This is a genomic window from Mycobacterium sp. MFM001, from assembly GCF_003402475.1.
Classification (GTDB): Bacteria; Actinomycetota; Actinomycetes; order Mycobacteriales; family Mycobacteriaceae; genus Mycobacterium.
Genome location: NZ_BFAB01000003.1, coordinates 20751 through 34917, shown reverse-complemented (window position 1 = coordinate 34917; position 14167 = coordinate 20751). Strand labels below are relative to the sequence as shown.

Sequence of the window (14167 nt, the reverse complement as noted above, 5' to 3'; positions counted from 1 at the left end):
GCTTCGCCGAAGACCAGCGATAGTTGGACATCGATACCGTCGGGACCGGCGGGGAGGCGTCTTGTCAATGACCCAACCAACTACTACCCCGAGGAAAGTCAACCGCCTATTCGCGGTCAGCTACGGCGCGCTCGGCTATGTGGCATTCGTGGCGGCCTTCCTGTATGCGATCGGCTTCGTCGGCGACCTCTGGGTGCCACGCAGCATCGATCACGCCGTCGCCGCCCCGATCGGGGAGGCGATCGTGGTGAATGTGTTGCTGCTCGGGATCTTCGCCGCCCAGCACAGCGTGATGGCGCGACCGGCGTTCAAGCGGTGGTGGACCCGCGTGGTGCCCCAACCGCTGGAGCGCAGCACCTACGTGATCCTGTCGAGTTTGGCGCTGTTCCTCCTGTACTGGCAGTGGCGATCGATGCCTACCGCGGTGTGGGACATCAGGATGCCTGCGGCCCGGATGGTGCTGTGGGTGTTGTTCTGGATCGGGTGGGCGACCGTATTCTTGTCGTCGTTCATGATCAGTCATCTCGATCTGTTCGGGCTGCGGCAGGTGTTCTCGGTGTGGCGTGGAGAACCACTGCGCGACATCAGTTTTCGCTCGCCACTGCTCTACCGGGTGGTGCGCCACCCGCTGATGGTCGGTTTCATCATCGCCTTCTGGGCGGCGCCCACGATGACAGCCGGTCACCTGCTTTTTTCGATCGCCACCACGGCCTACATCCTGATCGCGATTCAGCTGGAAGAGCACGACCTGATCGCGATGCTGGGGTCGCAATACCGCGACTACCGCCAACGGGTGCCGATGCTGGTGCCCTGGCCGCATCGACACGCTTGACGATCTGAGTACTGCCACACCGACATTCGGGCCGGGTCAGGTGCCGTGCGCTCGGCGTCGTCGCCATTCACCGGCGGCCGAGTCGGCGATTTCGCCACCAGCGCCTCAAGGGTGCACCACGCCCGGCGTCGGCGGCTGTCGTGCGGGTGTCGTCGAGGCGCCTGCCACGTCCGCGGCGCCACGGCGCACCCGCCCGTGCGCCACCCCAGCGGGCACCCGTGCGACGTCGGGCGTCCAACGCGTACACGCCGCCGCCGATGAACGCCAACAGCAAAAACGCGAAGCAGTACAGCACCGCCAGCTCGCCCTGGTTGACGATCGGCCAAAAGCCGTGCGGGAAGTGCTGAGTGAAGTAGGCGTAGGCCATCTCCCCGGAGGCCACCAAAGCCGCCACCCGAGTGAACAACCCCAGCGCAACGAGGCCGCCGGTGACCGCCTCGATCCAGCCCGCGTAATAGAACGGCCAATCGCCGACCGGCACAGTAGGTCCGACGGGCCAGCCGATCAGCTTCTGCAGGCCGTGGCACAAGAACAGCAGTCCCACCACCACGCGGAAAACCGTCAGGACCACCGGCGAGTGCGGGCTGAGCCTGGCCTCGATGTTGCGCGTCGTCATGCGACGACGATAACGGCTACGCGCGCTTAAACGTCGTAGTACAGCGCGAATTCGTACGGGTGCGGCCGGATGTTGACCGGCTCGATCTCGTTCTCGCGCTTGAAGCTGATCCACGTCTCGATCAGGTCGGACGTGAAAACGCCGCCCTCGGTGAGGTATTCGTGGTCCTCTTCGAGACGGTCGATCACCGCCGCCAGTGACGTGGGCGCCTGCGGGATGTTGGCGGCCTCTTCCGGCGGCAGCTCGTAGAGGTCCTTGTCGACCGGCGCCTGCGGCTCGATCTTCTTCTTGATGCCGTCGATGCCGGCCATCAACATCGCCGAGAACGCAAGGTACGGGTTGCCCGACGAGTCGGGGCAGCGGAACTCCAGTCGCTTGGCCTTCGGGTTGTTGCCGGTGATCGGGATGCGCACGCACGCCGAGCGGTTGCGCTGGCTGTACACCAGGTTGATCGGCGCTTCGTAGCCGGGCACCAGCCGCTTGTAGGAGTTGACCGTCGGGTTGGTGAACGCCAGCAGCGACGGGGCGTGGTGCAGCAGGCCGCCGATGTAGTGGCGGGCAAGGTCCGACAGGCCGGCGTAGCCCACCTCGTCGTACATCAGCGGAGAGCCGTCCTTCCACAGCGACTGGTGGCAGTGCATGCCGGACCCGTTGTCGCCGAAGAGTGGCTTGGGCATGAACGTGACTGTCTTGCCGTTCTGCCAGGCAGTGTTCTTGACGATGTACTTGTACAGCTGCAGGTCGTCGGCCGCGTGCAGCAGCGAGTTGAACTTGTAGTTGATCTCGGCCTGCCCGCCGCTGCCGACCTCGTGGTGCCCCTTCTCCAGGGTGAACCCGGCGTTGATCAGGTTGGTCAGCATCTTGTCGCGCAGGTCGACGTACTGGTCGTTGGGAGCGACGGGGAAGTAACCGCCCTTCGGCCGGACTTTGTAGCCGCGGTTGGGGGTCCCGTCGGCCTCGGCCGCGGAGCCGGTGTTCCACCACCCGGAGATTGCGTCGACCTCGTAGAACGAACTGTTGGTCGTCGAGTCGAAGGCGACCGAGTCGAAGATGTAGAACTCTGCCTCGGCGCCGAAGAAGGCGGTGTCGGCGATGCCGGTGCTGATCAGGTAGTTCTCCGCCTTGCGGGCGACGTTGCGCGGGTCGCGCGAGTACGCCTCGCGGGTGAACGGGTCGTGCACGAAGAAGTTCAGGTTGAGTGTCTTGGCTTCCCGGAACGGGTCGATCTGGACCGTTTCCGGGTCGGGCAGCAAGATCATGTCGGACTCGTGGATCGACTGGAAGCCGCGGATCGACGAGCCGTCGAAGGCCAGCCCCTCATCGAACACGCTCTCATCGAACGCCGACGCCGGAATCGTGAAGTGCTGCATCACACCGGGCAGATCGCAGAACCGGACGTCGACGAATTCGACTTTCTCGTCCTTGATGAGCTTGATGATGTCGTCGGCCGTCTTTTCGGACACCGAAGCGCTCTCCTTTGCTGAGGGCATCGAATCTAATGCGGTCATTGAGGCGCTCTCCTTTACTGGCCGTGACGGGTGGCCCGATCAGACCGTAGGGATGCGATGTTGCCCGGCAGTCAACCGCGTGTTGCGCTGACGTTACGCGACGTGGTTGGCCACAGTCGAAACCGGGTCGCGACCTCTTATTGTTGGGGCCATGGCCCGAGACATCGCATCGTGGCTGTCCGGCCCGCCGGGCTCGTCGTCCGGCTACCCGGGTGAAGCGCTCGGACTGCCCGAGCACGGGCCCCGGTCGCTGGCCCGACTGGGGCGCCGGCTGGCGGCGCTGATGGTCGACTGGCTGGTGGCCTACGGGCTTGCCGCGCTGGCGATGGCGCTGGGGCTGATTGCGCCGAGCATGCTGTCGACGGCGGTGCTGGTGGTCTGGCTGGTGCTCGGCGTGATCGCGGTTCGGCTGTTCGAGTTCACGCCGGGGCAGTTCGCGCTGGGGCTGCGGGTGATGTCGGTCGACGGGCGGCTGCACGTCGGGCTCGGCCGGGCCGCGCTGCGCGGGCTGATGATCGCACTGGTCATTCCGGCGTTGTTCGTCGACGCCGACGGCCGCGGCTGGCAGGACCGCGCGACGGGCACTGCCGTGGTGCGTCGGTAGCTAACGCCTACGCACAGTCCGCTGCACGCCCCGCATCTTGGCGGCGCCGGGCATCGGCCCCTTCGGCATCGCGGCCGCTCCCGCCCTCGTCCCCAATGCGCTCAGCCGGGATTCCAGCGAGTCCATCTGCTTGACCGTGATGTTGGCCGGCAGTTTGGTCAGGTGACGCTCGAGCTTGGCCAGCGGAACCTCACCCTCGCCGTTGCCGACGACGATGTCGTAGATCGGGACCTCGCCCACCAACCGAGCGGTGCGCTTCTTCTCCTGGGCCAGCAGCGGCTTCACCCGCCCGGCCGACCCCTCGGCCACCAGGATCACGCCGGGACGACCGATCACCCGGTGCACGGCGTCAAAGTGGCCCGTCGCGGCCACGCCCGGGGTGACGCGCCACTTGCCGCGCAGGTTGTCCAGCGCCCACGCGGCCGCGCCGGTTTGCCCCTCCGCCTTGCGGTACACCGACCGCTGCGCGCGCCGGCCGAAGATGATGAACGCCACGAGCGCACCGAGCACCACGCCCAGCGGAATCATCGTGACCATGGTGAACCCGCCGGCGGCCACCCCGACCGCCACCGATATCCCGACGATCAGCACGAACGCGCCGATCATGTAGGGCAGCAGCCGCTTGTCCTCTTTGCGCTGCATGGTGAACGCCTGCCACAGCTGGCTGCGGCGCTCCTTGGCGGCGGCCTTGCGGGCCGCCTTCGCCTCGGCTCTGGCGGCCTTGTTCGCCGCGCTACTACGGGATTTCGCCATTGGTTCAGGATACGGTCGGGCGCGCCTGCACGGCCTGCCGGTAGAGCCGCCCGGCGCGGTACGACGATCGGACCAGCGGTCCGGCCAGCACCCCGGCGAAGCCCAGGCCCGCGGCGTAGTGCGCGTACTCGACGAACTCCTCGGGAGGAACCCAGCGCTCGACCGGGTGATGCCGGGCCGACGGCCGCAGGTACTGGGTGATCGTGATGATCTCGCAGCCAGCCGCGTACAGGTCGTCGAGCGCCGTGCGCACCTCGTCGGGCGTCTCACCCAATCCGAGGATCAGGTTGCTCTTGGTGACCAACCCGAATTCGCGGGCGGCGGTGAGCACGTCGAGGCTGCGCTGATAGCGGAAGGCCGGGCGGATCCGTTTGAATATCCGCGGCACCGTTTCGACGTTGTGCGCCAACACTTCCGGGCGAGCCTCGAACACCTCGCGCAACTTCTCGGGGTCGCCGTTGAAGTCGGGGATCAGCAGCTCGACGCCGGTCGACGGGTTGAGCGCCTTGATGGCGCGCACGGTCTCGGCGTAGAGCCACGCGCCGCCGTCGGGCAGGTCGTCGCGGGCCACCCCGGTCACGGTCGAATACCGCAGCCCCATCGCCTGCACGCTCTCGGCGACGCGGCGCGGCTCGTCGCGGTCCAGCGCGGCGGGCTTACCGGTATCGATTTGGCAGAAATCGCAGCGACGCGTGCACTGATCGCCGCCGATCAGGAAGGTGGCCTCGCGGTCTTCCCAGCACTCGTAGATGTTGGGGCAGCCGGCCTCCTCGCACACGGTGTGCAGGCCCTCGCGCCGAACCAGGCTCTTCAATTCGCTGTATTCGGGACCCATTCGCGCGCGGGTCTTGATCCACGGCGGCTTGCGCTCGATCGGGGTGGCCGCGTTGCGCACCTCCAGGCGCAGCAGCTTTCTGCCCTCGGGTGCAACCGTCACGATGTCGATGCTACGCAGCTGAGCGCGAGCCGACCGTTCAGCGCGTCGGATACCGCGTCGGCGACGGCCGCTCGGACATCGTCGACCCCGACCCGCCGGCCCAGTTCGGCGGTGATCGACGTCACCCCGGCGTCGGTGATGCCGCACGGCACGATCCGATCGAACGCGGCCAGGTCGCAGTCGCAGTTGAGCGCGAAGCCGTGCAGCGTGGTCGCCCGCGACACCCGCACGCCGATCGCGGCGACCTTGCGCGCGCGCAGGCCCGGCACCCACACCCCGGACCGGCCCTCGACGCGGCCGACCTCCACGCCCAGGTCGGTGCACACCTTGATCAGCGATTCCTCAAGTCGCCGAACGTAATTGACGACGTCGAGCGGCTCGGTCAGTCCGATGATCGGATAGCCGACGAGTTGTCCTGGCCCGTGCCAGGTGATCTTGCCGCCGCGGTCGGTGTCGACGACGGGCGTGCCGTCAACCGGTCGCTCGTGCGGCAGGGTCCGCCGTCCGGCGGTGTAGACCGGCGGGTGCTCCAGCAGTAACAGTGTGTCGGGACCACCGGCCGCACGCTCGTCGGCCAGTTGCCGTTGCAGCTGCCACGCGGCGTCGTAGTCGATGCGGCCGAGTTGGCGGACCTCGATGGGCGTGCTGCTTGAGCGGATGGAGCTCACAAGCCGAGGCTACTAGGCGGCCGCGGGCCGGGTGGTGGCGTAGCGCAGCGCCTCGCCGATGGTGTTGTGGTGGAACTGGAAACCGGCTTGCTCCAAGGCCGCCGGGATCGCGCGCTGGCCGCACAGCAAGCCCTCGTCGGCGAACTCGCCGAGCGCGACGCGCACCGCGAAGCCGGGCATGATCAGCGGGGTGGGCCGGTGCATCGCGCGGCCCAGCGCCGCGGTGAACTCGGCGTTGGTGACCGGTGCGGGGCCGGTGAGGTTCACCGGCCCGGACAGCTTGCGGTGGGTGAGGGCGAACTGCAGCGCGCGCACCTCGTCCTCGAGGCTGATCCACGACATGTATTGGCGGCCATTGCCCAGCCGGGCGCCCAGGCACAACGAGAACAGCGGCCGCATCCGGCCCAGCGCGCCGCCCGACGGGGCCAACACCAGCCCACTGCGGGCCAGCACCACCCTGGCGCCCGCCTGCTGGGCGGGCGCGGTGGCCGCTTCCCAGTCCTCACACAGCTGCGCCAGGAAACCCGTTCCGGCCGAATCGGTTTCGTCGACAGCCCGGTCCTTGGTGTTACCGTAGTAGCCGACGGCGCTGGCGTTGATCAGGACTCCGACACCGGCTTCGGCGACCGCGGCGGACAGCACTTCAGTCGGTGTGATGCGGCTGTCGCGCAGGTTCTGCTTGAAAGCACCCGACCAGCGTCGCTGCCCGATGTTGATGCCGCACAGGTTGACCACCGCGTCGACGCCACGCAGCGCCGACGGGTCGAATTCGCCGCTGTCGGGATCCCAGCGCAGTTCGGTGCCGTTCGACGGTGTTCTGCGCACGATGCGCAGCACGCGGTATTCGGCGGCGCGCAGCGCGGCCACCAGTGCCGAGCCGATCAGCCCGGAGGAACCCGCGATTGCGATGACGGCCTTGGCCACAGTCTCACAATCCTAGGTCGGCCTCGAATGCTCCCTCTTCGAGCCGCTGCTTGATGGTGGTCAGGAACCGTCCGGCGTCGGCGCCGTCGATCAGCCGGTGGTCGTAGGTCAGCGGCAGGTAGCAGATCGAGCGAACGCCGATGGATTCGTTCCCCGTGTCGTCGACGACGACCCGCGGCCGCTTGACGATGGCGCCGGTGCCCAACATGGCGGCCTGCGGCGGCACCAGGATCGGGGTGTCCATCAGCGCGCCTTGGCTGCCGATGTTGGTGATCGTGAAGGTGCCGCCGGACAGCTCGTCGGGTTTGAGGTCGCCGGAGCGGGCCCGCGCGGCGATGTCGGCGATTGCGCGCGCCAGCCCGGCCAGCGACAGGTCGCCGGCGTTGTGGATGACGGGGGAGAGCAGGCCCTGATCGGTGTCGACGGCGAACCCGAGGTGTTCGGCGTCGTAGTAGGTGATCTCCTTGGTTTCCTCATTGTAGCTGGCGTTGATGTTCGGATGGATCTTGAGCGCGTCGATCACGGCGCGGGCGATGAATGGCAGGAACGTCAGGTTCACGCCCTCGCGCTCGGCGAACGCGACCTTGGCCCTGGCCCGCAACGCCACGATCTTGGTCATGTCGACTTCGTGGGTCTGGGTGAGCTGCGCGGTGGCCTGCAGCGATTCGCGAGTCTTCTTGGCGGTGATCTGCCGGATCCGGCTGGCCTTTTGGGTGGTGCCGCGCAAATGAGCCAGCGCGGGTGCCGGAGTGGGGGCGGCCGGGGCAGGGGCGGCGGCGGCCGGCGCCGGCTGCGCGGCCGGCGCAGGTGGCGGCGCCTTCTTGGCTTCCGCCGCGGCCAGCACGTCCTGTTTGCGGATACGCCCGCCGACGCCGGTGCCAGTCACCTCGTTGAGGTCAATGTTGTTGTCCGCAGCCAGTTTTCGCACCAGCGGAGTGACGTAGGGGGTGGTTGGCGCACCGTTGGCGGGTGCCGGCTCCGGCTTGGTTTCCGGTTGCGGCGCCGGCTCGGGCGTCGGCTTCGGCTCGGGTTTGGCCTCCGGCTGCGGAGCGGGCTCCGGCTTGGCCTCGGGCTGCGGCGCGGCCGGGGCTTGTGGCTCGGGGGCCGGCTTGGCGGCAGGCGCGGCGGCGCCGCTGCCGACCTTGGCGAGCTCGCCGCCCACCGGGACGGTGACGTCCTCCTCGGCGGTGATGCTGACCAGCGTGCCCGCGACGGGCGACGGGATTTCGGTGTCGACCTTGTCGGTGGACACCTCGACCAGCGGCTCGTCGACCTCGACCATGTCGCCGACCTTCTTCAGCCAGCGGGTCACCGTGCCCTCGGTGACCGACTCGCCGAGTTCGGGCATCAGCACCGGCGTCGTCGCACCGGCCTCGCCGTCCGGCGACGACGCCGCGGGCTGCGGCTCGGGTTGCGGCTCCGGCTGGGCCGGCTCGGGCTGCGCCTCGGGTTGCGGCTCCGGTTGCGCCTCGGGCTGTGCTGCCGGTGTTTGCCCGCCGGCGGGTTGTCCACCGTCACCCTCGGCGGCGTCGCCGATGATGGCCAGCTCGCCGCCGACCTCGACGGTGTCGTCCTCCTGGGCGATGATCTTGGTCAGCACACCGGCCGCCGGGGAAGGGATTTCGGTGTCGACCTTGTCGGTGGACACCTCCAGCAGCGGTTCGTCGAGTTCGACCGTGTCGCCTTCTTGCTTGAGCCAGCGGGTGACCGTGCCTTCGGTGACGCTCTCACCGAGTGCCGGCATCTGGACTGAGAAGGCCATCTCTGTTGACTCCTCGATCGGTCGGTCGGTCGGCACGGGTCGACCTCTGGCTTACCACAGCATCCTTTCACTGCGATGTGACCGGTGCTCATCCAGGGCAGAGTGGGTGCCGACGGCCCTTGACACCCCTGCAGCGCCCGGGCAGTGTCGAAACACGCTCGCTACCAACGGTATGAGCTACTGGCCGTCACAGTAAGTCTCGGGTCAGCGGAGGAGTGCGATGCCAGCCCCACAACGGTTCGTCGAGAGCGTCGACGATGTCCGCTTAGCGGTCTACGAAGAGGGCAACGCGGACGGACCCGCGGTCGTGTTGGTCCACGGCTGGCCCGACTCGCACGTGCTGTGGGACGGCGTGGCCCCGTTGCTGGCCGAGCGCTTCCGGGTCATCCGCTACGACAACCGCGGAGTCGGCGGGTCGTCGGCCCCCAAGCGGGTTTCGGCGTACACGATGGCCCATTTCGCCGACGACTTCGCCGCTGTCGTCGACGCATGCAGCCCCGGTCAGCCGGTGCACGTGCTGGCCCACGACTGGGGATCGGTGGGGGTGTGGGAGTACCTGAGCCGGCCCGACGCCGGCGAGAGGGTGGCGTCGTTCACCTCGGTGTCCGGGCCCAGCCAGGACCACCTCGTCGACTACATCTTCACCGGTCTGCGGCGCCCGTACCGGCCGCGCGGCTTTGCGCGGGCGCTCAGCCAGGCGCTGCGGCTGAGCTACATGGCGGCGTTCTCGATACCGCTGCTGGCGCCGCTGCTGATCCGGGCCGTGTTGTCCAGCGCGACCTTCCGGCGCCGCCTGGTCGACAACATTCCCGCCGCGCAGGTCCATCACTCCGGCACTCTGGCCGCAGACGCCGCGAGGTCGGTAAAAACCTACCCGGCCAACTACTTTCGGTCGTTCACCCGTCACCGACGCGACCACTACGTCGGCGTGCCCGTGCAACTCGTCGTCAACACCGAAGACCGCTACGTGCGGCCCTACGGATACGACGCCACCGCGCGCTGGGTGCCGCGGCTGTGGCGCCGCGACATCAAGGCCGGGCACTGGTCGCCGATGTCGCACCCGCAGGTGCTGGCGGCCGCTGTGCATGAACTCGCCGACCTGATCGAGGGCAAGCCGCCGTGCCGGACGCTGCGCCGCGCGCAGGTGGGCCGTCGGCGCGACTACTTCACCGACATGCTGGTGTCGGTGACCGGGGCGGGCAGCGGCATCGGCCGGGCAACCGCGTTCGGGTTCGCCCGCGAGGGCGCCGAGGTCGTTGTCAGCGACATCGACGAAGCGGCCGTCAAGGACACCGCCGCCGAGATCGCCGCGGCAGGCGGGGTGGCGCACGCCTACCTACTCGACGTTGCCGACGCCGAAGCCGTCGAGGCCTTCGCCGAACAGGTCTGCGCCGAGCACGGCGTGCCCGACGTCGTCGTCAACAATGCCGGGATCGGGCAGGCCGGCCGCTTCTTGGACACCCCGGCCGAGCAATTCGACCGGGTGCTCGACGTCAATTTCGGCGGCGTGGTCAACGGCTGCCGCGCTTTCGCGCGGCGGCTGGTCGAGCGCGGCACCGGCGGACACATCGTCAACGTGTCGTCGATGGCGGCCTACGCGCCGTCGCAGCAGCTGAACGCCTACTGCACATCGAAGGCCGCGGTGTACATGTTCTCCGACTGCCTGCGTGCCGAACTGGACGCGGCCGGCGTCGGGCTGACCACGATCTGCCCCGGCGTCATCGACACCAACATCGTGCACACCACGCGGTTCGACGCGCCGTCGGGACAGATCGAGCAGGCCGAGGGGCGGCGGGCACAGCTGGAGAAGATGTTCGCCGTGCGCCGCTACGGCCCGGACAAGGTGGCCGACGCCATCGTCGCGGCGGTCAAGAAGAACAAGGCGATCCGGCCGGTGGCGCCCGAGGCCTATGCGCTTTACGGGCTGTCCCGGGTGGCGCCGCAGGCGCTGCGCAGCACCGCGCGCCGCCGGTTGGTGTAGCCGAGAGTTTCACGCATCGTCGACGGCCGGCGGGGGTACCCGCAGGGTTCGAGACCCATGCGAAAGGAACCCTGCCGATGGCTGCCACGCCCGCACTGTCCGCGATCCGAGACGTGCACGCGTCCTGCCAGCGAGTCTGGGATGTGCTGGCCGACGGGTGGACCTACAGCCAGTGGGTGGTGGGCAACAGCCGCACCCGGGCCGTCGACTCGAACTGGCCGGAACCCGGCGCGGCCATCCGGCACTCGATCGGCGTGTGGCCGCTGGTGATCGACGACCAGACGTCCGTCGAGCAATGCGAGCCGCAGCACGAGCTGGTGCTGCGTGCCGGGCTCGGGATGCTGGGCGCCGCACGAATCACCATGCGACTGCAGGAGATTCCCGACGGCTGCCGCGTCGAGATGATCGAAGTGCCCGCCGAGGGACCGGTCCGGGTCGTGCCTGATTCTCTGACTTTGGTTGCGATCTACGCGCGCAACCGCGAGTGCATCTTGCGGCTGGCGGCCCTGGCCGAGCGCCTGGACCCCAGCCAAGTCAAGTGACACCCTCGACATGACTGAGCAATTCGATGCCGTGGTAGTCGGATCGGGTCCCAATGGGCTTGCCGCCGGAGTTACCTTGGCGGAAGCGGGCCGTCGCGTCCTGATCCTGGAAGGTTCGGACACCCCTGGCGGCGGGGCCAGATCCGCGCATGTAACAGGCGACGAATCCGTACACGACATCTGCTCCGCGATACATCCGCTGGCGATGGCCTCTCCGGCCTTCCGGCGTTGGCCGCTGAAAGATTACGGCCTGGAGTGGATCTTCACCCCGATAGAGGCGGCGCACCCTCTCGACGACGGCAGCGCGGTCGCACTGTATCGCGACGTGAGTAAGACCGCTGCCGGCATGGGCGCCGACAAGGAGGCCTACGCGAAATTGCTGAGTCCGTTGGTGTCCAACGGGTTAGAGCTGTTCGACAGCATCCTCGACCCCTTTCCGCCCAAGCATCCGATGACCGTTGCCAAGTTCGGCCGGCTCGGAATGGCTTCGATCGCAGGTCTTTCGAAGCGCCGCTTCCGCGACGAGCGGGCACCCGCGTTGCTGGCCGGCATGGCCGCGCACTCGTTCATGCCGCTCAACCTGTTCGGCACCGCTGCCGCGGGTTTGATGTTCGCCACCAGCGCGCACCGAACCGGCTGGCCCATGCCCCGCGGCGGATCGCAGAAGATAGCGGATGCGCTACTCGGATATTTCGAGCACCTCGGTGGCCAAATCCGGTTGGGCCACTGGGTTCGACGGCTTTCGGATGTGCCCGCGCACCGGGTGCTCTTGCTCGACGTCTCGCCGACGCAGGTGGCGTCGATACTCGGCGACAGTGTGCCCGGCTGGTATCGGCGCCTTTACGCGAATTACCGGTACGGTCCGGGGCTTTGCAAAGTGGACTACCTGTTGGACGGCCCGATCCCGTGGCGCGCCGACGAGTGCAAGCAGGCGGCGACCGTGCATCTCGGCGGGACCCTGCCCCAGATTGCGGCAGGCGAGTGGGCGGTGAACACGGGGCAGCATCCGGAAAAGCCATTCGTTCTGCTGGCCAATCAGAGCAGGTTCGATCCGACCCGTGCGCCCGACGGTCAAGAGACGGTGTGGGCGTATTGCCATGTGCCGAACGGATCTACGGTCGACATGTCGGACGCCATCGGTCGTCAGATCGAGCGGTTCGCGCCGGGGTTCGCGGCCAGGATCGTCAAGAAGGTGACGACCACCGCCAAGGACGAGGAAGCCCACAACCCCAACATGTGTGGGGGAGTGATCAACGGCGGCTTGCAGGATCCGTTGCGCTACATGGTGAACTTGGCCGTCGGGCTGCGGCCTTACCGGTTACCGCGCCGCGGCACGTACTTGTGCTCGTCGTTCACGCCGCCCGGCCCGGGAGTTCATGGAATGCCCGGGTATCTGGCCGCCCGCAGCGCACTGGGAACGGACCTGGCTTGAAGTGGCGCCGAATGTGGAGTTGTGGCACGGGTTTTCGCCTACAGCGTGACATAAGTCCACACTCGGCGCGGCGCTCAACCGTTTTCGGCGATGTCCTCCAGCACGGCGATCATGGTGCGAGTCGGCACCCCGGTGCCGCCCTTCGGCGTGTATCCCCACGGTCCGCCGGTGTTGTAGGCCGGCCCCGCGACGTCGATGTGCGCCCACGGCACGCCGTCGGCCACGAATTCGCGCAGATACACACCTGCCACCAGCATCCCGGCGACGCGCTGCCCGGTGACGTTGGTCATGTCGGCGACCGTCGACTTCAGCTCGTCCTTGAGTTCGTCGGGCAGCGGCATCGGCCAGCCGTTCTCGCCGACCTTCTGCGAGATGGCGGCCACCCGGTCGCGGAACTCGTCGCTGCCCATCACGCCGGGGGTGCGGTTGCCCAGCGCAATCGGCTGCGCGCCTGTCAGTGTCGACGTCTCGAGCAGGTAGTCGGGATTGTCCTCGCAGGCCCGCGCGATCGCGTCGGCCAGGATGAGACGGCCCTCGGCGTCGGTGTTGAGCACCTCGACGGTCCTGCCGCCGTACTGGGTCAGCACGTCGCCGGGGCGCTGCGCCGTCGCCGACGGCATGTTCTCGGCCATCGGCACGGTGGCGATCACGTCGATCGGCAGCTGCAGTTGCGCGGCCAGCGTCACGGTCGCGACGACGGCTGCCGCACCGCCCATGTCGCACGTCATGTGGTGCATGTTGGCGGCCGGTTTGATCGAGATGCCGCCGGTGTCGAAGGTGATGCCCTTGCCGACCAGCGCCACCGTCTTGCGTTTGCCCTTGGTGTTGGCGCGGTGGATCAGCCGCACCAGCCGCGGCGGACGCGACGAGCCCTTGCCGACCCCGATCACCCCGCCGTAGCCGGCCTTGGCCAGCGCCTTCTCGTCGAGCACCTCGACCTCCAGGCCCACTGATTCACCCAAATCCTTTGCGCGGCTGGCGAATTCGGCAGGGTAGAGATGACTGGGCGGGGTGTTGACTAGATCGCGTGCGGTGGCTACCGCCGTTGCGACCGCGGTGGCATGTGCGGCTTCGGTTTTCGCGTCTTTGGCGCTGGACAGCGCGGTGATCTTGCGCAGCCCCGGGTCTTTCGGTGCCGTCTTGTCGCTGCGGAAGGCGGTGAACCGGTAGCCGCCCAGGATCAGTCCTTCGACGGCTGCGGCGAGGTCCAACTCGCTCAGTGTGGTGACGACGGCTTCGGCGCCGTTGAGCGACCGGGCCGCCGCGCCGGCCGCGCGGCGAATCACGTCAGCCGGCCACTCGTCGCGCGGCTTGCCCAAGCCGACCGCCAGCACGCTGCCCACCGGCAGCGACGACACCACCAGCCGGTGCACCTGCTCGCTACCGCCCTTGGCGCCCAGCGCCTGCAGCCCGGCCTCGATCTCGGCGACCGCATCGGCGTCGAGGAACGGCTCGGCCGCCGCGACGCTGGCGCCCGGCCGGTCCTCGTCGCCGGCCGACACCACCGGCACGATCAACACCGACTTGGCGATACCGCGGCTCGGCAGCGAAGCGGTGACGGTGACGGACGGCGACTGGTAACCGGGTTCGATGCTCACGGCCAACCAC

The 14167-nt window shown here is 68.2% G+C and carries 13 protein-coding genes; 5 read left to right on the top strand and 8 right to left on the bottom strand.

What is annotated here, in order from left to right; all coding sequences use genetic code 11:
* The first annotated feature begins 67 nt into the window (after nt 1-67).
* Nucleotides 68-832 carry a methanethiol S-methyltransferase gene (mddA, locus tag MFM001_RS06415; RefSeq protein ID WP_116374442.1) on the top strand — a complete coding sequence of 255 codons (765 nt, stop codon included), beginning with the start codon at nt 68-70 and terminating at the stop codon, nt 830-832.
* 67 nt (nt 833-899) lie between these two features.
* Here the strand turns inward: mddA and MFM001_RS06410 are convergent, their stop codons facing one another.
* Nucleotides 900-1448, bottom strand: a complete 549-nt coding sequence (locus MFM001_RS06410; protein WP_116374441.1) for a DoxX family protein — start codon at nt 1446-1448, stop codon at nt 900-902.
* 26 nt (nt 1449-1474) lie between these two features.
* Nucleotides 1475-2911, bottom strand: a complete 1437-nt coding sequence (gene glnA / locus MFM001_RS06405; protein WP_116374440.1) for a type I glutamate--ammonia ligase — start codon at nt 2909-2911, stop codon at nt 1475-1477.
* Between the two features lie 196 nt (nt 2912-3107).
* Here glnA and MFM001_RS06400 point away from each other — a divergent pair, with 196 nt between their 5' ends.
* Nucleotides 3108-3560, top strand: coding sequence for an RDD family protein (locus MFM001_RS06400; protein ID WP_116374439.1), 453 nt, complete (start codon nt 3108-3110; stop codon nt 3558-3560).
* On the opposite strand, the gene MFM001_RS06395 is transcribed toward MFM001_RS06400, so the two are convergent.
* From MFM001_RS06395 to sucB, 5 genes are read right to left on the bottom strand one after another with little or no spacing between them, the layout of a single operon-like run.
* Nucleotides 3561-4313, bottom strand: coding sequence for a DUF4191 domain-containing protein (locus tag MFM001_RS06395; RefSeq protein ID WP_116374438.1), 753 nt, complete (start codon nt 4311-4313; stop codon nt 3561-3563). It abuts the gene before it with no gap.
* 4 nt (nt 4314-4317) lie between these two features.
* The gene (gene lipA, locus MFM001_RS06390) at nt 4318-5250 is read right to left on the bottom strand and encodes a lipoyl synthase (protein ID WP_116374437.1); all 933 of its coding nucleotides are present in this window, start codon (nt 5248-5250) and stop codon (nt 4318-4320) included.
* The gene (gene lipB, locus MFM001_RS06385) at nt 5247-5918 is read right to left on the bottom strand and encodes a lipoyl(octanoyl) transferase LipB (protein ID WP_116374436.1); all 672 of its coding nucleotides are present in this window, start codon (nt 5916-5918) and stop codon (nt 5247-5249) included. The genes lipA and lipB overlap by 4 nt, the downstream gene beginning before the upstream one ends.
* Nucleotides 5919-5930: 12 nt before the next feature.
* Nucleotides 5931-6842, bottom strand: coding sequence for a TIGR01777 family oxidoreductase (locus MFM001_RS06380; RefSeq protein ID WP_116374435.1), 912 nt, complete (start codon nt 6840-6842; stop codon nt 5931-5933).
* Nucleotides 6843-6846: 4 nt separating this feature from the next.
* Nucleotides 6847-8604 (bottom strand): 2-oxoglutarate dehydrogenase, E2 component, dihydrolipoamide succinyltransferase, encoded by a 1758-nt coding sequence (sucB, locus tag MFM001_RS06375; RefSeq protein WP_116374705.1) that lies wholly within the window; start codon nt 8602-8604, stop codon nt 6847-6849.
* Nucleotides 8605-8824: 220 nt separating this feature from the next.
* Between sucB and MFM001_RS06370 the strand changes: the two genes are divergently transcribed.
* From MFM001_RS06370 to MFM001_RS06360, 3 genes are all read left to right on the top strand, one after another.
* On the top strand, nt 8825-10585 hold the full coding sequence (locus MFM001_RS06370; RefSeq protein ID WP_116374434.1) for an SDR family oxidoreductase: 1761 nt from the start codon (nt 8825-8827) through the stop codon (nt 10583-10585).
* A gap of 77 nt (nt 10586-10662) precedes the next feature.
* Nucleotides 10663-11127: an SRPBCC domain-containing protein gene (locus tag MFM001_RS06365; RefSeq protein ID WP_116374433.1), complete on the top strand. Its 465-nt coding sequence runs from the start codon at nt 10663-10665 to the stop codon at nt 11125-11127.
* A 10-nt stretch (nt 11128-11137) separates the two neighbouring features.
* Nucleotides 11138-12559, top strand: a complete 1422-nt coding sequence (locus tag MFM001_RS06360; RefSeq protein ID WP_116374432.1) for an NAD(P)/FAD-dependent oxidoreductase — start codon at nt 11138-11140, stop codon at nt 12557-12559.
* 74 nt (nt 12560-12633) lie between these two features.
* Here MFM001_RS06360 and MFM001_RS06355 read toward each other — a convergent pair whose 3' ends face one another.
* Nucleotides 12634-14157 carry a leucyl aminopeptidase gene (locus MFM001_RS06355; RefSeq protein WP_116374431.1) on the bottom strand — a complete coding sequence of 508 codons (1524 nt, stop codon included), beginning with the start codon at nt 14155-14157 and terminating at the stop codon, nt 12634-12636.
* Nucleotides 14158-14167: the final 10 nt, after the last annotated feature.